We start from the raw sequence: 21,251 nt of genomic DNA, 5'->3' as shown, positions 1-21,251 counted from the left end.
TGGTGCGATAGGTACGTCGATCTGTGCCGTACGGCATCGGGATCGTGTAGACGCTCGGGTTAACCCTCGACCGTCAACTCTCCCTGCTTGCACGAGAAGGACTCACCTTCATGTCGAACAACTCAGCCGTACGCGTTGCGCTCGCTCATTCCGCTGCGTGGACAGAAATCACCAACTCCGTTCCGACGGATTTGGTAAAGCGCATCCAGGCATCAGATCTGCGTGAAGGTCAGCAGGCGCGTGCCCGTGCTCGCTCCGAGGCAATCGAAGCAGGTAACGAAGCGGACAGCGTCGCGGTGTTCCTGGACATCGAATTTCATATCGCCGACGACGCCAGGACGGCGCGTCGCGAGTTCTCGGCATCGGATGCGCCGACGGTACCCAGCTCGATCCGTTATGTCGGCACTGCGACCGGCCTCGCCGGGCTCATCGCCGACGTCAAGGCCGCGGACGTAGCCGACGGCGTGATCCTCATTCCGGTCGGGACGCAGAATCACCCCTTCGACAAGGTCGTCGACGGCGTCCTTCCGTGGCTCGAGCAGCGCGGCGTGGGCTTCGCATCCGACGCCGTCGCATCGGTGACGGGCATCCTCCCGGCGTCGCGGGTACTTGCGTCCTGAAAGTGCTGCGGGTACTTGCGTCTTGAGGATGCTGCGGGTATTGGCGTCCTAAACCTAGGTTACGTCCACTGCCAGACCTGCGGTGATGCGCAGTAGTTCCGGGCATGTCGTCCTGAATGCGGTGCCCGGATATCCTGCTGCCGCCCATAACTCGGGATAGTTCGCCAGCGACTCGTCGACGTAGGTCGTCAGGTTGGTCGGGTGACCGACGGGTGCGATTCCGCCGACAGGCTGGCCCGTCGCCAGTTCGACGAGGTCCAGCGGTGCGGGCGTCAGCGCGCCGTCGAGGCGCTTGCCGGTGGCTTCGGCGTTCACCCGATGCTTCGCGGACACCAGGATCAGCACCGGGTCGTCGTCGAGCAGGAACACCGATGATTTCACCAGTGCGCCGACTTCAACACCGATGGATTCCGCGGCAGCCTCGGCGGTCGGCCATGGATCGGGGGACGTGACGACAACCCCGTGGTGCCCACGCGAGATCAGGATGTCGGCAACGTGGGCTGCGTTCGGATGAAGTAGCCGGGGCATGTCCCAAGGGTATTGCCAAGCCGCCTGTATCGGCTATGCGGAGAGGTTGCCGAACAGTCTCAGTCTGGCCATTCCGCCGTCGGGGAAGATGTCCATGCGCACTTCGGAAACCGGTTCGGTGTGGTCGAGCAGGAACCGGTGACGAGTGTCCGGCTGCAGGCGCGTTCGGGGCAGCAGTTCGATCCATTCGCCGTCGCCGAGACGTCCCTTCAGCGATGCTGCGCCGGGGGCGTTGCCCAGGAAGCATGACGTGTCGAGTTCCGCGAGCTCGATCTTGCCTGTGCCTGCGAGCGCGACCTGAACCCAGTCGTTGGCGTCATTGCGGCGACGGGAAGTTTCCCAGCCCTCGCCCATCGACCGCGGAGGGCCAGGGAACAGCAGGTTGTTCGGTGAGCTGTAGAACATGTTGGAGCAGGCGGAAACGTAGCCACCGTTCTCGAGTGCTGCCAGGTCGAACGGGCCTGCTGCGATAAATCGGGGGTCGGGCCGTCCGCGTCCGAGTACCCGCAAGCGTGCGACGCCACCATCCGGGTAGATCGACAGTTTAACGTGCGTCCAGCGTTCGGCCGATGCAACCTCGAACCGGTTCTCGGTGTCTCCACCGACGGGACTCTTCGGAACGATCGTTTCCCACTCGGTGTCCTCGCAGAGTTCCTGCGAAGATGGGAACCCTTCGACGACAGCAGCTTCCACGGAGATCTCGGGCGGGTAGTTGCCGGTGAACCACGCGGTGTCGACGATCACAGCGTCGACGACGCCCGGAGCGCCGAGTCGAACGATCGCCTGGTCGTATCCGGCTTCCCTACGGCGACGCGTCTCCCACCCGTCGTAGATCTGGCCCTTGTGTCCGAATGTCGCCGCCTGGTATCCGGCCTTGCCCGGCTTGACCAAATTCTCCTTCTCCGCGAACGTTTCGTCGTTCGCCCATACGACTGCGCCGCCCAGAGTTCGGACGGCGAGGTCGGGCAAGGGAAGAGGGAAAGTGGCTGTCATAGTGGTCAGGATACTGGCTGGGCGGCGGCTGTCTCGGTTCGTGGTGGTGGCGTCGTACGTGATCGCGAGAAGCCGAACAGCAACGCCAGTCCGACCACGGAGTAGAGCGCCAACGCCAGCGCAGGTTGCCCGAGTCCGCTGCCGGAGAAGTAGACGATGCTGCGCACTCCTTCGGTCCCAATGCCCGGAGTGATCCAACGTCCGATGGCTGCGTAGAACTCAGGAAGCACGTTCGGCCCGAATGCGCCGCCAGCGCTTGGATTTCCGAGAATCACGAAGACGATGATCGCAATCGGCACTGCGGCGACACCGATTGCGGCGCGGAGTCCAAGAGTGAAGATGGACGTCGCGAACACCACGCCGGTCCCGAGAAGCCACAGTGGAAACCAGTGTCCGGCGAACGTGCCGAGCAGATGCGTCACGATGAACGCTCCGAGTGCTCCCGACAGAATCGAGTAGCCAGCGAAAACAGCGAGTTGGGCTGCGGCGTCGCGCAGTGACGTCGGGGCGCCGACCAGCAGGCCGATCGCTGCAGCAAGGAGGTATCCACCGACGACCCAGCCCACCGAGAGGTAGAACCCGGACAGCCCGCGGTTGTCGTGGATCCCGACGGGAATCTCGTCCCTGACGACGAATTGACGGCCTTGTGTTTGCTCGACCTCGGCGAAAATCGCATCGAGGGAAGTGGAGATGGAGCTGCCTGCAGCGCTCGCCGTGATGACAGTGTCGGTACCGCTGGCGCTGATGACGTAGGCGCCGAGTACGTCGCGGTCGCGTAGGAGGTTTCGGGCCTCCTCAGTGCCCGATGCAGTCCGTGCCTCCAGTGGTGTCCCTTCTATTGCATTGAGCTTGGTGACGGTGTCGGCATCGATGCCTGCCGGCAAGCCCGCCTCGGCGACGACGGCGATCGGGATCTCCCGCGGGGAGGGCTCGTGGAACGCGGAGACGTAGCTGAGGATGAAGCCGAGTTGGAGCAACAGGACTCCGACCGCGAGCCAGACAACTTTGCGCATACGAAGTCCTTCAGATGAGTCGATTGTGAATACCGTAAGTATTGAATACTCTAGGTATCGTGAGTGTCGAGGGTCAAGCATCGTGGTCGCCGACACAGCGTCCCGGACGCGAGAACGTGCGCGAGCGGCTGCTCGACGCAGCGGCAGAAGAGTTCACCGAGAACGGCTTTGCGGCGGCGAAGCTTCAGGACATCGCACGCCGAGCCGGGTTCACCAAAGGTGCGGTCTACTCCAACTTCGACTCCAAGCAGGCGCTGTTCGCCGAGTTGCTGTCGAAGAGGTCTATGGAACTCGCGGGCAGGGTGATCGAGACAGTCTCCGGTCTCGGGCCGGGCGATGCCGCGGGAAAGGGTGGCAGTGCGATTGCTACGTGGGTCGTCGCCGAGCCGCGATGGCCGCTGTTGGTGACCGAATTCGGCATTCAGGTCGGCCGGGACCCGAAGTTGGCGCCTGAATACAGACTCGAACGTCGCCATCTCCGGGACGAACTTGCGGCACTGATCTCCCAACGTGCCGCCACCTGGGGAGTGGTCGACGGTCTCGACGCGCGCCGGGTGGCCACCTCCCTGCTGGCTTTGATCTCGGGACTGGCCGTCGAGCACTCCGTCGACCCGGAGGAGATCGACGAGAGCTTCATCGCCGACGCCGTTGCCGAACTTCTTGCCGGTGCGTTCGCCCGGGCCGTTGGGCAGAGTGAGCTGTAGAGCACGATTGAGTCGGCCCCGAGCGGGTAACCACCGGAAATGAGTGCTCAGAACCCCGATCCGAACGAAACCCCCGGCCTGGAAAGCGGTGGTGGCGTGCAACCGGGGGATACCCCACCCGCCGAAACCGGCGTCAGTGGGCCTCAGCACGAACCACCGCAGCGCGGGTTGGCATTACCGATCGTGTTTCTCGGTTTGATCGGGCTCGTTGTTGTAATCGTTGCCGCTGGACTGATCGGCAGAATCTTCGGACTGTTCTAGCAGTCGGATGGCGGACTCCATCAGTTCGCCTCGCCGGCAGTACAATTCGCGCCTCCGGCCCGTGCGCGTTTAAGTACAGGCCAGGGGCATCAAACGCTCACGGGCTGCGACCTGGCCGTGCGCGTTTAAGTACAGCCCAGGGGCATCAAACGCTCACGGGGTGGGAAGCTGCCTCAGTACTCCGGCCAGCCGTCCTCCGGCCCGAGGACGCGCTCGATGCGAGTTCTGTTGACCTTGGCCAACTCGTCACGCATCACTTTGCGTTCGGTTTCATGACTGTTGTCGAGGCGGTGCCCCAGATCGATGAGGACCTCGCGGGGGTCGTCACCCTTGCCCTTCAACGCGGCGGAACAGACGATGTAGCCGTAACCGAATCGCTCGATGTACATCCGGCACGCATCGATGAAGACGCTCTGGGTCGCTGGATCCATCCCGGCGCACGTCTTGCCGACAGGTCGGTGCGTGGAGACGAGATGATCGAGGTCGGAGGCAGACAGTTCTTCGAGTTCCGCGTCGGCTCGCGCGAACATCTCGGCGTACGAGCGGAACGGCCGAGCATCGGCGAGCCTCGATGCCCAAGTGAACGAGCAGCAGCACTCGTACAGTGCATGCACTGCTTTGCTGCTCGGCAGGTCGTTGAATGTCTCCAACCCGAGTCCCTGGTGCATCATCATGCAAGTCAGCATGGGCTTCGCGAGGCGCGAACTCCAGGCCACAGCAGGGTATTAGCCCAGGTGTAACGCGGCGTAACAAACGCTGGTCGCCGCTGGGGCCTCATCGAGCTGGCACCGCGGCCTGCGGAGTGGCCCGTTAAGTAGGCTCGGCTGCATGACGGAACGCAACTGGAAAGCATTCTCGGTCGAGATTTCCGACAATATCGCGGAGGTCGTGCTCCTCGGACCGAACAAGGGCAACGCGATGGGACCTGATTTTTGGTCTGAGTGTCCTCAGTTGTTCGCGCAGCTCGACGCCGATCCGGAGGTCCGCGCGATCGTGTTGTCCGGTTCGGGCAAGAACTTCACCTATGGTCTCGATCTTGCAGCGATGGGAGGCGAGTTCGCGCCGCTCATGGCGGACAAAGCGTTGGCGGGGCCGCGCACGGACTTTCACGACAGCATCAGAAGGATGCAGCTCGCGGGTAATGCCGTGGCAGATTGCCGCAAGCCAGTGGTCGTCGCCGTGCACGGATGGTGCATCGGCGGAGGACTCGACATCATCAGTTCCGCTGACATCCGGTACGCGAGCAGTGACGCCAAGTTCAGCATCCGCGAAGTCAAGGTCGCGATCGTCGCCGACATGGGCTCCCTCGCGCGGCTTCCCGCGATCATCGGCGATGGTCATCTACGCGAGCTGGCATTGACCGGCAAGGACATCGACGCTGCGCGCGCCGAAAAAATCGGGCTTGTCAACGACGTGTTCACCGATCACGACGCGGTGCTGGCAGCGGCTCGGGCGACGGCCGCCGAGATCGCGGCGAACCCGCCACTCGTCGTACACGGCATCAAGACCGTTCTCGATCACACCAGGTCAGCGGCGGTGGACGACAGTCTTCGATACGTCGCGGCCTGGAATGCAGCGTTTCTTGCATCGAACGACCTGACCGAGGCCATCACCTCCGTATTCGAGAAGCGTCCGGCGAACTTCAGCGGCAGCTGATGGTCGACCACGCCGAGCAACTCGGCACTCAGCTCGTTCGGCTTCAGCGAATCCGCGAGCGCAAATTGGCGCAGCTGTCGGTCGAATCCGGGGGAGTGGACGGTGCGGCATTCGTGTGTCTGTTCCGTTTGTTGCGCGATGGTCCGATGCGCTCGAGCGAATTGGCTACCATGGTGAATTCGGATCCGTCGACGGTGAGCAGGCAGGTGGCTCAGCTCGTCGATCACGGCCACGTGGAGCGAGTCAGGGACGAAACCGATGGGCGCGCATTTGTTCTCGCGGTCACCGAATCGGGTCGAAATGTTGCCGATCGGATGCAGAGAAGGCGCACGGCCAGCCTCGGTCGGGTGATCGAGGATTGGTCGGTCGATGACCGTGGCGCGTTGGTCGAGCTGCTCGAGCGGTTCCTGACCGACTACGAACGGGTGCGTCCAGGTCAGTAGGGAGCGATGCGGTTCGTGCCGCGACGAGAGGGGTGGCCGTGCAGCGTCGCGCAGGGTGGATCCTGCAGTCTCTGCGTGGACGGATGACCCGAAATCCGGCAGATCGGCTGGAGCGGAGAGTCGGCTTCGGAATCGCCGTTCTCGTTCCGATCTTCGCAGTGATCGGTGCGGTCATCATGTTCTCCGACGACGGACCCGCGTCGAGCGGTCGCCGCATTCTCTGCACGATCGTGCTGGTATCGACCATCCCGGTGGGGACGTGGTGGTGGATCAACAAACGCGACATCATCCGCATGCCGGGCTGGTTCGTCGCCTATGCGGACATCGGTGTTGCAACGGTGCTGTTCACGTTCGCCGATCGCGGTGTTGCACTGACTGGGACGTTGCTCTTCGCGGTCATCGGCATCTACATCGCGTATTTCTCGCGACGGACTGTGCTGCGCCTTCATTCGGCATTCGTCAGCGCGGTCATTCTGATATTGGCGGTGGCCACGTACGTCGAGGGCGCGCACGACGCCCTGTCGGTCATCGCGCAGGCGCTTGTTGCTCTGGTGGTGGTCAATTCGGTCATCGCGTTCCGTGCGGTGATAAAAACTCAGCTCGAACTGGCCAACACCGATTCACTGACCGGGTTGCTGAACCGTCGCGGTTTCGAGACTCGCGTAGACCGACTGCTGACCGAATCGCATCCCGGCGAGACGGTGGCGGTGTTCGTCGTCGATCTCGATCGTTTCAAATCCATCAATGACACCTGTGGTCATGCCGCAGGCGATGACGTACTGAGATCGACGGCGGAACGTCTGTCCGACGCAGTTCCCGACGGGTCGTGCGTGGCGAGAACCGGTGGCGAGGAATTCACCCTCGCCGTCGTCGATTGGCAGGCATGGGAGAACTCGAATTTCGTGAAATCGATGGCCGAGCGAATCTCAGCGGCAATTTACGAGCCTGCCGATTTTATTTCGGTGACCGGAATTGTGGGGGCTGCAGTGATTCCCATCGAACAGTGGCGACGAATGAATACCGAGGATGCGGCGGAAATGGTGCACACGGCGTTGTTGAGGGCGGACACCGCGATGTACGAGGCAAAGCGATCCGGCGGAAATCAGTCGAGCATATTCAGCGACTGATTCCCGCCCATTCGGACCTTGGGTGAAGATCAGCGCAGCGCGCTCTTGGGGTCGTTCCACAACTGATCGGTGAAGTCCTCCAGCGCTACGAGTACCAAGTTGTCCTCGGCACGGCGAAGGATGGATTTACTGGCACGCACCTGCACTACGTCCCCGGTCTTGTCCGTCATCCTCCACAGCGAATCGGCACGCGTCGCGACCGTCGTCAGGAACATGTCGGCGACGTTGACGCCCTCGGGTGCCTGGTCGGGGAAAATGTTGTGCAAGTGGAAATCGGCCCGTTCGGAACGGTCGGTGCCGAAAAGTTCGTCGAAGGCCTCGTTCGCGAATACGATGCCGCCACTGGGATCGACAGCGAGAATCGGCACCGGAATCCGGTCGAGCACCACGGTCACGGGCAGATCGGGGAACTGGTCCGGGTCGGAAATGGCTCGCGACTCGGAATTACGCCGCTCGCCTGTCGAATTGCTGTCGGTCATATTTCTCCCCACCTGATGCTTCGCTCGTCAACCGTGCTTGCTTGCCTAACGCAGGAGAAGTTACTCGTAACTTCTCAGTGCTCCGGATTGTCCGCCAAACGCTTGAACGACGCAGCGATTTCAGCTTCTGCCTCCGCCCGCCCCACCCAATCGGCGGCCGTGACGTGCTTGTTCGGCTCGAGATCCTTGTAGTGAACGAAGAAGTGCTTGATGGCGTCCAGTTCGAACGTCGATACGTCGGACAGGTCCTGGATGTGGTCCCAGCGACTGTCACCTGCGGGCACGCACAGAACCTTGTCGTCGCCGCCTGCCTCGTCGACCATCTTGAACATTGCAACCGGGCGAGCCTCGACGACAACGCCGGGGAACACCGATTCTGGGAGCAGAACGAATGCGTCCAACGGATCGCCGTCCTCGCCGAGCGTGTTCTCGATGAAGCCGTAATCGGCCGGGTAGCCCATCGCCGTGTACAGGTAGCGGTCAAGGCGGACACGACCGGTTTTGTGGTCGACCTCGTACTTGTTGCGCTGACCCTTGGGGATCTCGATGGTGACGTCGAACGGCACGTGCAGACCTCGCTCTTCTTCTACTCGAATGCGTCTCATCTGTGACGCACGATGGTGGCGGCGCCAGCGTACCGGACCCGGGGATACTGTTGGAGTGGCTGCCGCTGGGTGGCGCGCGCCCGTGACAATGACCGAGACACGACAATGGCCGAGACACGACAATGGCCGAGACATGACAATGACCGAGAACAGAAACCGATGGAGGAACGTTGGCGGGGATGGCCAAGCGAATACTCGGTCCGACCGCCCGGCGTAAGCGGGCAAGGACACGAATTCTGCTCGTACTGGGCGCGGTGGTGCTCCTCGCTGGAGCCGGTACCGCCGTCGCTGCGATCGTGCCGCACACCGTTGGAAACGACGCCCCCTCGCCGACGGGCCCCGAACCGGAACCTGTGATGCCCGCCCCCGCTATCGCGGCGGTCCCCGACACTGCGACTGCGCCCTCGGCGAGCGGACTTGCCGCCGCCTTGGCCCCTCTCGTCAGGGTGCCAGCCCTGGGCTCGTTCACAGGATCGGTCGCCGACGCCGTCACCGGACAGGTGCTGTGGTCGTCGTCCCCCGATACCCCGATGACCCCTGCGTCGACGACGAAGGTGCTCACTGCCTCTGCCGCGATGCTTGCGCTCTCGCCGGAGCACCGCGTTACCACCCGGGTGGTGAAGGGACAGACCGACGGCGAAATCGTCGTCGTGGCGGCGGGAGACCCGACCATCACGGCTAGGCCGACGGGTTCACCCAGCTTCTATTCAGGCTCGGCGCGTATCGACGACCTGGTGGAGCAGATCACCAAATCGGGGGCACCGGTCGACCGCATCGTCGTCGACACCTCGATCTACAGCGGTCCGACGATGGCGCAGGGCTGGTTCGAACCCGACGTCGCGGCCGGCTACATCACCCCGATCGAACCGATCATGATCGACGGTGGTCGATCGGATCCACTCGAGGACGAGTCACCACGAAGCGCTGAGCCGGCACTCGATGCAGGCCGGGCCCTCGCGCGCGGCCTCGGTATCGATCCGGCCCTGGTGTCGATCGGTACTGCACCAGAAGGCGCGGATCAGGTGGGGAGCGTTCAGTCGGCACCGCTGCGCGACCGACTCGGTCAGATGATGGGACGCTCGGACAACGTCCTCGCCGAGGCCATCGGGCGAGAAATCGCTGTCGAGACGAACACGCAGGCCTCCTTCACCGGTGCCGTGGACGCGGTGGGACAGACGCTGTTCGCCGCAGGTTACGACCTGGGCGGTATGAAATTGCACGACACCAGTGGTTTGTCCGTCGACGATGAGATCCCGGCCAGGCTGCTCGACGCGGTGCTGACGTCCGCCACGAGTTCGCAGCACCCCGAACTTCGGCCGATCCTCGACTATCTGCCGGTTGCCGGGTCCACGGGCACGCTGTCGGATCGATATGCCAGCAACGATCGAGTCGGCGCCGGATGGGTCCGCGCCAAAACTGGCACACTGTCCACAGCAAGCGCTCTCGTCGGATACGTCGTGGACGTCGACGGCAGAGCACTCACGTTCGCTCTCATGTCCAACGATCGGCCACCCGAAGTCAGCAGACCGGCATTGGATGCAGTGGCTTCGACACTCAGATTGTGTGGTTGCAGGTGACTGATGACCTACGTTCCGAAAAGTCGGACGGAACAAATGCGTCGAGCGGACTCGGGGCGGCTGTGGACTGGGCTTTGGCGTCCAAGACCGGTGCGAAGCTGGCTCCCAAGGAACCGTCGATGTCCAGGTACACCGCGGACGCTGCGTTCGCGGAACTGGCCGCGGCGTCCATCCGTGCCGAGGGCCCGGTTCGCGAGACGACGGGCCTTGCCGACGGTTTGCCGGTGCCCGACGCGCAGATCGTCAATCGTGTCGGTTGGATCGAGGCCGCCGCTGCGTCCATGAAGCATCTGACGGGCGAAGACGACGCCGGGGGACCGTCTGGACTACTCGGTGGAAAGCCCGCAGGCCTGCAGGCAGGGGCGATGCTTGCATTTTTGTCGAGCGCAATCCTCGGTCAGTACGACCCGTTCACCGGCGAACACGGAACACTGCTGCTTGTTGCGCCCAACATCATCGCCGTCGAACGGGCGTTGAAGGTCGACGCGAGCGACTTCAGGCTGTGGGTGTGCCTGCACGAGGTGACGCACCGAGTGCAATTCTCGTCCGCGCCGTGGCTCGGGGAGTACATGCGCAGTTCGGTTGCGGTTCTGTCCGAAGGTATCGACGAACCGATGAGCGAGTTCGCGACGAGATTGACGACAGCGCTGAAGAACCGCAAAGGATCGACCAAGGCCGAGGATGCGGGCGTCGTCGGATTGCTCAGGGCCACGCAGCCTCCGCCTCAACGGGAGGCCATCGATCGACTGCTGGTACTCGGCACATTGCTCGAAGGCCATGCCGACCACGTCATGGATGCCGTCGGACCCGCAGTCGTTCCGTCCGTCGCGCACATTCGCAATGCCTTCGACAGCAGGCGTCGTCGTAAGCAGAACCCACTTCAGCGGTTGATCAGGGCGTTGCTCGGGATGGACGCGAAGATGGCCCAGTACGTGCGGGGCAAGGCGTTCGTCGATCACGTCGTCGGAGTGGTCGGCATGGAGAGGTTCAACACCGTCTGGACCGATGCGGATACGTTGCCACTGCTCGACGAGATCGAGAATCCGGACCGGTGGATCGCGCGCGTTCTGGGGTGATGCTGCCGTCACTTCCTGCGATCCTGGAGGTACGCCAGGCAGTGCGAGGCTGGTTGGCATCACACCCGGGGCCGGTGATGGTGGCACTGTCCGGGGGAGCAGATTCGCTGGCGCTGACGTCTGCAGTTGCCGCCGAGGCGACGGACGTGGAGGCACTCGTCGTCGATCACGGTTTGCAGGTAGGTTCCGCGGCGGTGGCGGCAACAGCTGCCGAGCACGCACGCAGTCTGGGGTGCGCCCGAGCGAGAGTACTGAGAGTATCCGTCGGGTCGGAGGGCGGAATCGAAGCTGCTGCGCGTCGCGCTCGGTACGACGCACTGGACGCTGCCCGAAGCGGCGCCGCAGTCCTCGTCGCGCACACCCTGGATGATCAGGCCGAAACGGTTCTGCTCGGTCTCTCGCGCGGCTCGGGGCCGCGTTCCATTGCGGGGATGGCGCCGTGGGATTCGCCGTGGGGTAGGCCGCTGCTGGGCGTTCGGAGATCGGTGACCAGGCAGGTATGCGCCGAGCTGGGGATCGTTCCGTTCGAAGATCCGCACAATACGGACCCGGGGTTCACCCGTGTGCGGCTCCGGCACGAAGTCCTGCCGCTGTTGGAGGATGTGCTCGGCGGCGGCGTCGCGCAGGCGCTGGCCCGGACGGCCGCTCAGCTTCGCGAGGACGCCGCTGTTCTCGACGACGATGCCGCGGTGCTGTTGGCCGACGCGCGCGTCGGCGACGATCTGGACGTGACGGTACTCACCGACGCACCGCCGGCCATTCGGCGTCGGACGCTGCGGGGATGGATGTCCGGTCTCGGGGCAAGGGCGTTGTCGGACAAGCAGTTACGGCTGGTCGACGATTTGGTCGGTGACTGGCGCGGACAGGGCGGGGTCGCGGTGAGCGGTGCTCCCGCAGGTGCAAGGTTGGTGGTCGCGCGCAGACATGGCAGGCTTGCTGCAGAGCTGGAGTGGAGTCTGCGGAGTTCTAGAGAGAATCCGTGACGGCCGAGAACCGACGAACGAGAACCTATGAAGGGACGCGCCGTGTACGAGGGCGATATTCAATCGATTCTCATCTCCGAGGACCAGATCAAAGTCCGGACCGCCGAACTCGCGGAGGAGATCGCCAAGCGGTATCCGGTCGATGCTCCCGAAGGCGACCTTCTTCTCGTCGGTGTCCTCAAAGGCGCGATCATGTTCATGACGGACTTCGCGCGTGCCCTGCCGATACCGGTGCAACTCGAGTTCATGGCAGTCAGTTCCTATGGTTCCTCGACGTCGTCTTCGGGTGTCGTGCGCATCCTGAAGGATCTCGATCGTGACATCAACGGCCGCAATGTGTTGATCGTCGAGGACATCATCGATTCGGGTCTGACGTTGTCGTGGCTCAAGCGCAACCTTGCGACCCGCAATCCGGCGTCGCTGTCGGTAGTGACGCTTCTCCGCAAGCCCGACGCGATCAAGGTCGACGTCGAGGTCGCCAACGTGGGCTTCGATATCCCGAACGAGTTCGTCGTCGGCTACGGACTCGACTACAACGAGCGGTACCGGGACCTTCCGTACATCGGAACTCTGGAGCCGAAAGTCTACGGCGGCTGAGTAGGCGCGTAGTGCCTTATTTCTTCGACACGACCCGCCGGAGCGCGGCGTTGTCTTTTTCCAGTAGTCGAAAGACGCTGTACGACGCCACGAATGCGGCGATCCCCCCGACGCACACCACCCGCACCACTGCGATGATCGACGGGATGTTCACGGCAGGAACGAACGTCAGCCCTGCGACGGCGACCAGTGGGATCGCGGCAGCAACGGTGAGGTAGCCGACGCTTCGACGGTTCAGTGCCGACAGCATCGGCTCGTCCCGGTCGCCCGCCCCGAACGGCAGCAGCGACGGGTACAGACACCTGATGGTGAACAGAGATATCAAGAAGAACGGATATGCGGTCGCCATCGCGCCGCACACCACGAGTGAAGCAACGAAATGGACGTATGCCTGGGCCGGCACCGATCCTGCGGCGATCTGCAGGGTTACCGGAAACGCAATGCCGGCACAGATCCACAGCCCAAGACATACGGCAACGACCCTGTCGGCGACGAGCAACGTGTCGGCCCTTGTCTGGGCCAGTCGGTCGTCCGATACGCCGCGTCCCTGCCTCAGTGCCCTCGGTACGGACAGAATGCGTCGGAAGAAATAGACGATGAGCACCAAGCCGATCGGCCATGCCAGTCCATTGATCAGAGCGGTGACGCTGTCGAATCTTTCCTGCGCGGTGGGGAGCAGGTCGTCGATGATGAGCGCTTTGTTGTGCTTGTAGTTGTACACCGCTGCTATCACATTGGGGATTCCGATAGCGGCAGTCATGACGGGTATCATGAAGGGCCGCAAGCGAAATCGCGTGCTGTCCGGTGGCGGGTCGACAAGGGCACGCGCGTGCGCATCGAGGCAGAGATCGAATTGCTGAGCCAGTTCTTGCCCTGTGGCGAGGCGGTCCGCGGCATCGGGAGAGAGGCATTTGAGCAGGACTCGTCGCAACGTTGCCGGGCAGTCTGCCGGTAGTGCAGCCAACGCGGCCTCGGTGACTCCGGCTCGGCGTGCGGTGAGAAGTACGTCGATGGTTGTGCGATCGCCGTCGCCTGCGGACGCCGCAGAGTCGTCGAACGGTTTGACGCCGGTCAACAGTTCCCACAGCACCACTGCGAGGGAGTAGAGATCGCTTCGGGTGTCGAGATCTTCGGCGCGCCCCGATCGCCCGGGGTGGCAGGCCTCCAACTGTTCGGGAGACATATAGGACAGCGAGCCGCCGAAGTACGCGACCGGGCTGTCACCTTCCACCGCATCGGAGAAGCTGATGTTGAAGTCGGCCAGTTTCGGCACTCCCTCGGACGTGAGCAGAACGTTCGCAGGTTTGATGTCGCGGTGCAGTACGCCGTGTTCGCCCGCGTAGTGCAAGGCCTCGGCAATTCGGCGTCCAAGCCACGCCACGGTCTCGGGCCATGACAATGTCGAAATATGTTCGCGGACAGTGGAATCTGTCGGCTGCAGTCCGCCGGTGCCAGTGAGTGACCGGTTCACCGATTCCAGGAGCATTGTTCCGTTGCGTCTGCTCGGCGGCGTTGCCTTCACGAGGCCGAGCAGCGCGAGCAGGGTTCCCCCTGGCACGTACTGCATGTAAAGCAGCCGCAAACGACGATCGACGAGAACACGTTGGTCGAACACTCGCACGATGTAGTTGTGATCGAGTTGCGCGAGCGTCTGTGGTTCGCTGCCGCGATCCTCGGAAATCTTCACTGCCACGATGCGCTGCATAGAGCGCTGCCGGGCGAGAAACACCCGAGCGAACGCGCCGCGCCCGACGCTCACCAGCAGGTCGAAATCGTCCAGACGGTCGCCGACATCAAGATCCTCCAGTTGGTCCTGCGAGCCGGGGCGGGTGCGAAGCAGGCTGCCCGACGTCTCGGTCATCTCGCCGGTGAAACGACCGGTCGAGTCCAAGGGGGAGCGCTGGGTCGCATCGGCATCGGGATCGGCGTCGGCGTCGGGATCGGGGTCGGCATGAAAATCGGCACGGACCGTGTCCGCACCGAGAGCGTGCGCGGCAGTATCCTCGCCGACCATGGTGTTCAGTAGTTCGGCTAGCTCGCCTGCTCGCCCCGGGTACTCCTTCAGATAGTCGCCGGGAAAGACCGTGTCGCCGCTCTGCCGCCTGATGCAGAACTCCTCGTATATCAGGTCGGCGGGCAACGAGCCCGGATCCAGATCGGTGAACTCCGAGCAGTACTCGTGCAACCGTTTCGGGAGTTTTGCTCGCAGCCACCTTTCCTGCAGGTCGACGGCAATCAACTGCTCGAGCAGGCGACGGCGCACAGTGTCGGAGTCGGGAAGATACATCGCCAGGTCAGGCGCTTCGGGTCGAGCGCAGGCCCGGGCGGCCTGCCATGCCCGACGAAGCCTGCCCACGGCGTCGGACGCCACGTCGATGCCGGTGGGTGCGGCAGAAGTCACCGTCGAGAGTCCGTTCGAGCGATCTCCAACGGTGTTCTCGTGCTCGGTGACTCCATCCGGGCCGTAGGGCACGCAATCACCTTAAACCTGAATCCACTGTTCGTCCCTGGTAGAAGCAGTACTTTCGTACATTTCGTCAGGGTCGACAGCTGGGGTGACCTGATACCGAACTCCCTGACACAATAGGCAGGCCTCCGGGGTGGTCGTGGCGAGCTTCATGCTGTCGGGGAACCTGCGGGGCCGCGGCGACGTTGGACGTTGAAGAAGCGTGACGCTGAAAGGCAACGCTGCTGTATGTATCGACGCAGTAGGTCAGATGCACTTCAGGCTCGGGTCGGCCGTTCGCGGTAACCTGATGCTTCCGGTGTGCGGCCGGATCCGCGCATCGGAGTTGACTGGAAAGGACGAGGCCGTCTCGGCTGAAGCTGTATGAATCGGAAGACAGTTATACGGAACCTGGCCATCGTTTTCGGCATTCTGTTGGTGATATTTGCCTTCAGCTATTTCGGAAACGACACCCGCGGCTGGAAGACCGTCGACACCTCGGTGGCGATAGCGCAACTCGATTCTCGAAACGTCGACAAGGCTCAGATCGACGATCGTGAACAGCAGGTTCGCCTCTACCTGAAAAACGGTAACGATGCGACCGATAACGAGACACAGATCCTTGCCAAGTACCCCGACTCCGCGTCGCAGACCATCTTCGACAAGGTCAGCGACGAGGGTCTCAACAGCTACAACACGGTGGTCACCCAGGAGAGTTGGGTCTCGTCGCTGCTGCTGTTCGTTCTACCGATGCTCTTGCTGCTCGGCGTGTTCATCTTCGTCATGAGCCGAATGCAGGGCGGCGGACGAGGCGGAGTGATGGGCTTCGGTAAGTCCAAGGCCAAGCAGCTCAGCAAGGACATGCCCAAGACGACGTTCCAGGACGTCGCCGGTGCCGACGAAGCTGTCGAAGAGCTGTACGAGATCAAGGACTTCCTGCAGAACCCGGCGCGTTACCAGGCGCTCGGTGCCAAGATTCCCCGCGGTGTGCTGCTGTACGGCCCTCCCGGAACCGGCAAGACTCTTCTCGCACGGGCGGTTGCCGGTGAAGCGGGCGTTCCGTTCTTCACGATCTCCGGTTCGGATTTCGTCGAGATGTTCGTCGGTGTCGGCGCCTCACGCGTCCGTGACCTGTTCGAGCAGGCCAAGCAGAGCAGTCCGTGCATCATCTTCATCGATGAGATCGACGCCGTCGGCCGCCAGCGCGGTGCAGGCATGGGCGGTGGCCACGATGAGCGTGAGCAGACGCTGAACCAGTTGCTTGTCGAGATGGACGGTTTCGGTGAACGCACCGGCGTCATCCTTATTGCCGCAACCAACCGCCCCGACATCCTCGATCCCGCGCTGCTTCGTCCCGGCCGCTTCGACCGTCAGATTCCGGTCGGTGCTCCTGACCTTGCCGGCCGTCGCGCGATCTTGGCCGTGCACTCCGCGGGCAAGCCGGTTGCGCACGATGCAGATCTCGAAGGTCTGGCCAAGCGCACGGTCGGCATGTCCGGCGCCGACCTCGCCAACGTCATCAACGAGGCTGCGCTGCTCACCGCCCGCGAGAACGGCACCGTCATCACCGAGGGCGCGCTGGAGGAATCAGTTGACCGTGTTGTCGGCGGACCGCGCCGCAAGAGCCGCATCATCAGCGAGCACGAGAAGAAGATCACCGCGTACCACGAGGGTGGGCACACCCTCGCGGCATGGGCGATGCCCGATATCGAGCCTGTCTACAAGGTGACGATTCTCGCTCGTGGCCGTACCGGTGGCCACGCGATGACGGTGCCCGAGGACGACAAGGGCTTGATGACGCGTTCGGAGATGATCGCGCGTCTCGTCATGGCGATGGGTGGTCGCGCAGCCGAGGAACTGGTGTTCCACGAGCCGACCACCGGAGCATCCTCCGATATCGACCAGGCGACCAAGATCGCTCGTGCCATGGTTACCGAATACGGCATGAGCAGCAAGCTCGGTGCCGTTCGCTACGGCCAGGAACAGGGCGACCCGTTCCTCGGCCGCTCCATGGGCGTGCAGTCCGACTTCTCGCATGAAGTTGCACGTGAGATCGATGAGGAGGTGCGCAAGCTGATCGAGGCCGCGCACACCGAAGCGTGGGCCATTCTCAACGAGTACCGCGACATCCTCGACATCCTCGCAACCGAGCTTCTGGAACGCGAAACGCTGAAGCGTAAGGATCTCGAGAAGATTTTCGCAGGTGTCACCAAGCGACCACGGATCACTGCGTTCAACGATTTCGGCGACCGGGTTCCGTCCGACAAGCCGCCGGTCAAGACTCCGGGTGAGCTTGCCATCGAGCGCGGTGAGCCGTGGCCTCCGCAGTCGATCCCGCCGAAAGTGGTTCCACCGCAGCAGTTCCCACAGCCAAGTTATGCCGGACCGCCGCAGCTGTCCAAGGGCGCTCCCGACAGCTACGCAGGTCCCGGCCGCCCGAACGGCTACAACGGCGGTGGCAATCCCAACGGCGGTGGCAATCCCAACGGCGGTGGCAACTCCAACGGTGGGCCCTCCCACGGCGCCCCCTACGGAAGCGCGCCGTACAACGGTGGACCGCAGAACGGTGGACCGCAGAACGGTGGACCGCAGAACGGCAACGGTCAGAATGGCGGAGCTCACTCCGGCGGGGGTTACCGGAATCCTGAACCCCGTCCGCAGTCGGCCCGCCCGGACTATGGCGCTCCGGCAGGCTGGTCCGCTCCAGGGTGGCCGCCCCGCGACGGCGCGGGACCAGGTGCCGGTAGTGGTGGACCTGACCTTGGAGGTAGGTACTCCGATCCCAATCCGCCGCTGTACCCGGCGCCGCCGTCCTATCAGCCTCCGCAGTACCGTCCGCCGCAGTACCAGCCCCCTGAGCATCGCGAACCGATCGGGGAGCAGCACCGAGGACCGAACGATGAGCAGGACCCGGCAGGCGGTGAAAGTCCTCAGTCGGGTGATCGGGGCTCGCAGTACCGAGACCCAGCAGGATCGCAGTGGGATCCACTGGGCGGGCTTCCTCTCCGCGGGCCGGATCGACATGCAGGCGACTCGGACGGATCGGGCACCGAACGTGACGGGGACGAAGGTCCTCGGACGCAACGGTGGGAAGGTCCGAACGGGCACCAGTGATGGTTCAGGATGCCCCGGCGATAAGCTGAGATCCCTCCGGGGCATCGCCACGGGTACTGGAGTGAAGCCCGCGGAACGACCCGGGTGCTGGAGTGAAGCCCGCGGAACGACCCGGGTGCTGGAGTGAAGCCCGCGGAACGACCCGGGTGCTGGAGTGAAGCCCGCGGAACGACCCGGGTGCTGGACTGGAGGTAGGTCAACGTGTCAGTCAAGCAGGTCGACGAAGAGAGAGTCTCTGTCGTGGATACACCCAGCGATGTCGTCGCGGTGGCGACGGGCAACACGTTCGATCAGCCGCGCGCCGAGGCAGCTGTGCGGGAACTGCTCATTGCGGTGGGCGAGGATCCGGATAGGGCCGGTCTCGCGGACACCCCTGCGCGGGTGGCACGGGCTTATCGTGAGATTTTCGGTGGGTTGTACACCGATCCCGACTCGGTTCTGAACACCACCTTCGACGAAGGTCATCAGGAACTGGTCGTTGTCCGGGACATCCCGATGTTCTCCACTTGCGAGCACCACTTGGTTTCGTTCCACGGCGTTGCGCACGTGGGTTACATCCCGGGAACCAGCGGCAAGGTCACCGGGCTCTCGAAGTTGGCTCGGCTTGTCGATCTCTACGCCAAGCGGCCGCAGGTACAAGAGCGGCTCACCAGCCAGATAGCCGATGCAATGATGAGGAAGCTGGATCCGCGCGGCGCCATCGTCGTCATCGAAGCGGAGCATCTCTGCATGGCTATGCGCGGAATCCGTAAGCCGGGTGCGAGCACGACGACGTCCGCGGTCCGTGGACTGCTTCAGTCGAGTGCAGCGTCACGGTCGGAAGCCTTGGATCTCATTCTTCGCAAATGAGCCTCCCTTCAGCTCCGGTGGTGATGGGCGTTCTCAACGTCACCGCCGACTCTTTCTCCGACGGCGGTCGATACCTCGATGTCGATGCGGCCGTGGCGCACGGGCTCGAACTTCACGAGGCTGGGGTCGGCATCGTCGACGTCGGCGGCGAGTCCACTCGACCGGGCGCCGAGCGTATCGATTCCGATGTCGAAGCCGAACGTGTTGTACCGGTCATCGCCGCGCTCAGCGCCCGTGGTGTGGTGACGAGCGTCGACACGATGCGAGCCTCGGTGGCCGTAGCGGCAATCGAAGCAGGGGTCAGCATTGTCAACGACGTGTCCGGAGGACGAGCAGACCCGGACATGGCGGCCGTCGTCGCGTCCGCCGGTGTGCCGTGGATCCTGATGCATTGGCGATCGGCGGCCGCGTACACACACTCGGGTGCAGCGGAACACTACGAGGATGTCGTCGACGACGTCCGACGGGAACTGCTCGAACAGGTCGAGGTGGCGGTGTCGGCAGGAGTCGATCCGTCGAACATCGTGCTCGATCCCGGGCTCGGATTCGCGAAGAATGCTCGGCACAACTGGGAGTTGCTGCACGGATTGCCCGCGTTTGTCGAGCTGGGTATGCCGGTGCTGATTGGGGCGTCGCGCAAGCGTTTCCTCGGTTCGTTGCTGGCCTCGGAGGATGCTCCGCGTCCGCCGGACGGTCGGGAGGTCGCGACGGCGGTGGTCTCGGCGCTTGCCGTTGCCGGTGGAGCGTGGGGAGTGCGGGTTCACGACGCGCGAGCGACACTCGACGCAGTCGCTGTGGTGCAGGCGTGGAAGAGTGGCCACGAATGAGCGATCGAATCGAGTTGCGCGGGCTGAAAGTTCGGGGACGACACGGAGTTTTCGACTTCGAAAAACGTGACGGCCAAGACTTCGTGGTCGACATAACGGTGTGGATGGATCTGAAGCCTGCCGCCGCCACGGACGACCTGACTGCCACGATGCACTACGGGGAACTTGCCGAGGCTGCGGCGACCATCATCGCCGGCCCACCCCGAGACCTCATCGAAACTGTTGCTGCGGAGATCGCCGATACCGTGATGCAGGACGAGCGCGTCGACGCTGTCGAGGTAGTTCTGCACAAGCCATCGGCGCCGATTCCGCTGTCGTTCGAGGATGTTGCCGTGGTGGCACACCGAACTCGGGCTTCGTGATGTTCGGAAGTGCGTCGTGACTCGTGTGGTGTTGTCGATCGGAAGCAACGTCGGTGACTCGCTGGCCCACCTGCGTTCGGTTACTGCCGAACTCGGTGATCGCGTGATCTCGGTGTCGCCGGTGTATGTGTCGGCTCCGTGGGGCGGCGTCGAGCAGCAGGATTTCCTCAACGCCGTCATCGTGGCCGAGGATCCGGATCGAGATGCGAGGGATTGGCTCGTGTTCGCGGGCGAGCGGGAGCAAGCGGCGGACCGGCTGAGGATCGAGCGCTGGGGGCCGAGGAGCCTCGACGTCGACATCGTCGTGTGTGACGACGTCATCAGCACCGATCCCGAGTTGACACTTCCGCACCCGCGCGCCCACCAGCGAGCCTTCGTGCTGGTTCCATGGCTCGACGTCGATCCTGATGCCTCGCTGAACGTCGGTAGCGATGTTCGACCGGTCGCCGCGTGGTTGGGGTCGTTGCCGGACGACGAAATATCGTCGGTCTCGCGCACCGATCTGAGGCTGGACACGCCCGAGTGAACGAGATGAAGGCCACGAAAGCGTGGGATCTCGTCGGGCTCGCGGTGATCGCAGCAGTGGCGACGTGGTTGCTGGTTCGGTCGTTCTACGGGTCTGTTCCGCCGATAGGAGCGTTGGCCGGGGCTTCCCTGTATGCGGTCGCGGTGATCGAACTCGGGTTCGGTTTCTTCGTTCGTTCCCGCATTGGTGGTAGCCGGATCGGTGACGGTCCGCGGCAACTGCATCCGATCACCGTTGCCAGGACACTTGCTCTTGCCAAAGCATCGGCGCTGGTGGGTGCTGTCATCTCGGGTGTGTGGACCGGGTTCCTTCTACATGTGTTGCCGCTGTCGTCGACAGTGCGTGCTGCATCTCACGATCGGGTGGGAGCATGGGTCGGGCTCGTTGCAGGGGTCGCGCTGGTCGGGGCCGCGCTGTGGCTCGAACATTGCTGCCGAACGCCGAACGCCGAGCGACCGCGCCGAC

Annotated in this window: 22 protein-coding genes and 1 pseudogene; 16 read left to right on the top strand and 7 right to left on the bottom strand. The window is 63.4% G+C overall.

Annotated features, from left to right (window positions below; all coding sequences use genetic code 11):
• Nucleotides 1-110: 110 nt before the first annotated feature.
• Nucleotides 111-620, top strand: coding sequence for a hypothetical protein (locus QMK17_RS08910; RefSeq protein ID WP_283508347.1), 510 nt, complete (start codon nt 111-113; stop codon nt 618-620).
• Between the two features lie 54 nt (nt 621-674).
• Here the strand turns inward: QMK17_RS08910 and QMK17_RS08905 are convergent, their stop codons facing one another.
• Genes QMK17_RS08905 through QMK17_RS08895 form a run of 3 tightly spaced genes read right to left on the bottom strand, consistent with a single transcriptional unit; the run spans nt 675 to nt 3,154 of the window.
• Nucleotides 675-1,148: a YbaK/EbsC family protein gene (locus tag QMK17_RS08905; protein WP_283508345.1), complete on the bottom strand. Its 474-nt coding sequence runs from the start codon at nt 1,146-1,148 to the stop codon at nt 675-677.
• 33 nt (nt 1,149-1,181) lie between these two features.
• A complete protein-coding gene (gene alc / locus QMK17_RS08900) occupies nt 1,182-2,141 on the bottom strand; it encodes an allantoicase (protein ID WP_283508344.1) in 960 nt (319 codons plus the stop codon).
• A gap of 5 nt (nt 2,142-2,146) precedes the next feature.
• A complete protein-coding gene (locus tag QMK17_RS08895; protein WP_283508343.1) occupies nt 2,147-3,154 on the bottom strand; it encodes a hypothetical protein in 1,008 nt (335 codons plus the stop codon).
• Between the two features lie 59 nt (nt 3,155-3,213).
• On the opposite strand from QMK17_RS08895, the gene QMK17_RS08890 reads away from it, so the two are divergent.
• Both QMK17_RS08890 and QMK17_RS08885 read left to right on the top strand, forming a co-directional pair.
• Complete coding sequence (locus QMK17_RS08890) at nt 3,214-3,858, top strand: TetR/AcrR family transcriptional regulator (protein ID WP_442972719.1); 645 nt, start codon at nt 3,214-3,216, stop codon at nt 3,856-3,858.
• 39 nt (nt 3,859-3,897) lie between these two features.
• Entirely contained in the window at nt 3,898-4,119 is a 222-nt protein-coding gene (locus QMK17_RS08885; protein ID WP_283508342.1) for a DUF6480 family protein, read from the top strand.
• 173 nt (nt 4,120-4,292) lie between these two features.
• On the opposite strand, the gene QMK17_RS08880 is transcribed toward QMK17_RS08885, so the two are convergent.
• Nucleotides 4,293-4,793, bottom strand: a complete 501-nt coding sequence (locus tag QMK17_RS08880; protein ID WP_283508341.1) for a 2-oxo-4-hydroxy-4-carboxy-5-ureidoimidazoline decarboxylase — start codon at nt 4,791-4,793, stop codon at nt 4,293-4,295.
• A 154-nt stretch (nt 4,794-4,947) separates the two neighbouring features.
• Between QMK17_RS08880 and QMK17_RS08875 the strand changes: the two genes are divergently transcribed.
• Genes QMK17_RS08875 through QMK17_RS08865 form a run of 3 tightly spaced genes read left to right on the top strand, consistent with a single transcriptional unit; the run spans nt 4,948 to nt 7,345 of the window.
• Nucleotides 4,948-5,775, top strand: a complete 828-nt coding sequence (locus tag QMK17_RS08875) for a crotonase/enoyl-CoA hydratase family protein (protein ID WP_283508340.1) — start codon at nt 4,948-4,950, stop codon at nt 5,773-5,775.
• Nucleotides 5,775-6,218 (top strand): MarR family winged helix-turn-helix transcriptional regulator, encoded by a 444-nt coding sequence (locus QMK17_RS08870; RefSeq protein ID WP_283508339.1) that lies wholly within the window; start codon nt 5,775-5,777, stop codon nt 6,216-6,218. Before QMK17_RS08875 ends, QMK17_RS08870 begins: the two co-directional genes overlap by 1 nt.
• A 38-nt stretch (nt 6,219-6,256) precedes the next feature.
• A complete protein-coding gene (locus QMK17_RS08865; protein WP_283508338.1) occupies nt 6,257-7,345 on the top strand; it encodes a GGDEF domain-containing protein in 1,089 nt (362 codons plus the stop codon).
• Between the two features lie 29 nt (nt 7,346-7,374).
• On the opposite strand, the gene QMK17_RS08860 is transcribed toward QMK17_RS08865, so the two are convergent.
• Together QMK17_RS08860 and QMK17_RS08855 are read right to left on the bottom strand one after the other, a co-directional pair.
• Nucleotides 7,375-7,824 carry a PAS domain-containing protein gene (locus QMK17_RS08860; protein ID WP_283508337.1) on the bottom strand — a complete coding sequence of 150 codons (450 nt, stop codon included), beginning with the start codon at nt 7,822-7,824 and terminating at the stop codon, nt 7,375-7,377.
• Between the two features lie 74 nt (nt 7,825-7,898).
• Entirely contained in the window at nt 7,899-8,429 is a 531-nt protein-coding gene (locus QMK17_RS08855) for an inorganic diphosphatase (RefSeq protein WP_442972718.1), read from the bottom strand.
• A 179-nt stretch (nt 8,430-8,608) separates the two neighbouring features.
• Here QMK17_RS08855 and dacB point away from each other — a divergent pair, with 179 nt between their 5' ends.
• Genes dacB through hpt form a run of 4 tightly spaced genes read left to right on the top strand, consistent with a single transcriptional unit; the run spans nt 8,609 to nt 12,662 of the window.
• Nucleotides 8,609-10,006 carry a D-alanyl-D-alanine carboxypeptidase/D-alanyl-D-alanine endopeptidase gene (gene dacB / locus QMK17_RS08850; protein ID WP_283508336.1) on the top strand — a complete coding sequence of 466 codons (1,398 nt, stop codon included), beginning with the start codon at nt 8,609-8,611 and terminating at the stop codon, nt 10,004-10,006.
• Nucleotides 10,003-11,082, top strand: a complete 1,080-nt coding sequence (locus QMK17_RS08845) for a zinc-dependent metalloprotease (RefSeq protein ID WP_442972717.1) — start codon at nt 10,003-10,005, stop codon at nt 11,080-11,082. The genes dacB and QMK17_RS08845 overlap by 4 nt, the downstream gene beginning before the upstream one ends.
• Nucleotides 11,082-12,065 carry a tRNA lysidine(34) synthetase TilS gene (gene tilS, locus QMK17_RS08840; RefSeq protein ID WP_283508466.1) on the top strand — a complete coding sequence of 328 codons (984 nt, stop codon included), beginning with the start codon at nt 11,082-11,084 and terminating at the stop codon, nt 12,063-12,065. The genes QMK17_RS08845 and tilS overlap by 1 nt, the downstream gene beginning before the upstream one ends.
• 42 nt (nt 12,066-12,107) lie before the next feature.
• On the top strand, nt 12,108-12,662 hold the full coding sequence (gene hpt / locus QMK17_RS08835; protein ID WP_283508464.1) for a hypoxanthine phosphoribosyltransferase: 555 nt from the start codon (nt 12,108-12,110) through the stop codon (nt 12,660-12,662).
• A 16-nt stretch (nt 12,663-12,678) separates the two neighbouring features.
• On the opposite strand, the gene QMK17_RS08830 is transcribed toward hpt, so the two are convergent.
• On the bottom strand, nt 12,679-15,135 hold the full coding sequence (locus QMK17_RS08830; protein WP_283508333.1) for a serine/threonine-protein kinase: 2,457 nt from the start codon (nt 15,133-15,135) through the stop codon (nt 12,679-12,681).
• Nucleotides 15,136-15,492: 357 nt separating this feature from the next.
• Here QMK17_RS08830 and ftsH point away from each other — a divergent pair, with 357 nt between their 5' ends.
• From ftsH to QMK17_RS08800, 6 genes and pseudogenes are all read left to right on the top strand, one after another.
• Entirely contained in the window at nt 15,493-18,222 is a 2,730-nt protein-coding gene (gene ftsH, locus QMK17_RS08825; protein WP_283508332.1) for an ATP-dependent zinc metalloprotease FtsH, read from the top strand.
• Between the two features lie 240 nt (nt 18,223-18,462).
• Nucleotides 18,463-19,071: a GTP cyclohydrolase I FolE gene (gene folE, locus QMK17_RS08820; protein WP_283508330.1), complete on the top strand. Its 609-nt coding sequence runs from the start codon at nt 18,463-18,465 to the stop codon at nt 19,069-19,071.
• Nucleotides 19,068-19,898, top strand: a complete 831-nt coding sequence (folP, locus tag QMK17_RS08815; RefSeq protein WP_283508328.1) for a dihydropteroate synthase — start codon at nt 19,068-19,070, stop codon at nt 19,896-19,898. The genes folE and folP overlap by 4 nt, the downstream gene beginning before the upstream one ends.
• Nucleotides 19,895-20,260: a dihydroneopterin aldolase gene (gene folB, locus QMK17_RS08810; protein WP_283508326.1), complete on the top strand. Its 366-nt coding sequence runs from the start codon at nt 19,895-19,897 to the stop codon at nt 20,258-20,260. The genes folP and folB overlap by 4 nt, the downstream gene beginning before the upstream one ends.
• 16 nt (nt 20,261-20,276) lie before the next feature.
• The gene (gene folK, locus QMK17_RS08805) at nt 20,277-20,786 is read left to right on the top strand and encodes a 2-amino-4-hydroxy-6-hydroxymethyldihydropteridine diphosphokinase (protein WP_283508325.1); all 510 of its coding nucleotides are present in this window, start codon (nt 20,277-20,279) and stop codon (nt 20,784-20,786) included.
• Nucleotides 20,787-20,791: 5 nt separating this feature from the next.
• Nucleotides 20,792-21,229, top strand: a pseudogene (locus QMK17_RS08800) (DUF3180 domain-containing protein); the annotation flags it as partial.
• Nucleotides 21,230-21,251: the final 22 nt, after the last annotated feature.

Origin of the sequence: Rhodococcus sp. G-MC3 (assembly GCF_030063335.1) — a bacterium.
Lineage (GTDB): Bacteria > Actinomycetota > Actinomycetes > Mycobacteriales > Mycobacteriaceae > Rhodococcoides.
The sequence above is the reverse complement of the archived record's forward strand: the minus strand, read 5'-3'. Positions and strand labels throughout refer to the sequence as shown.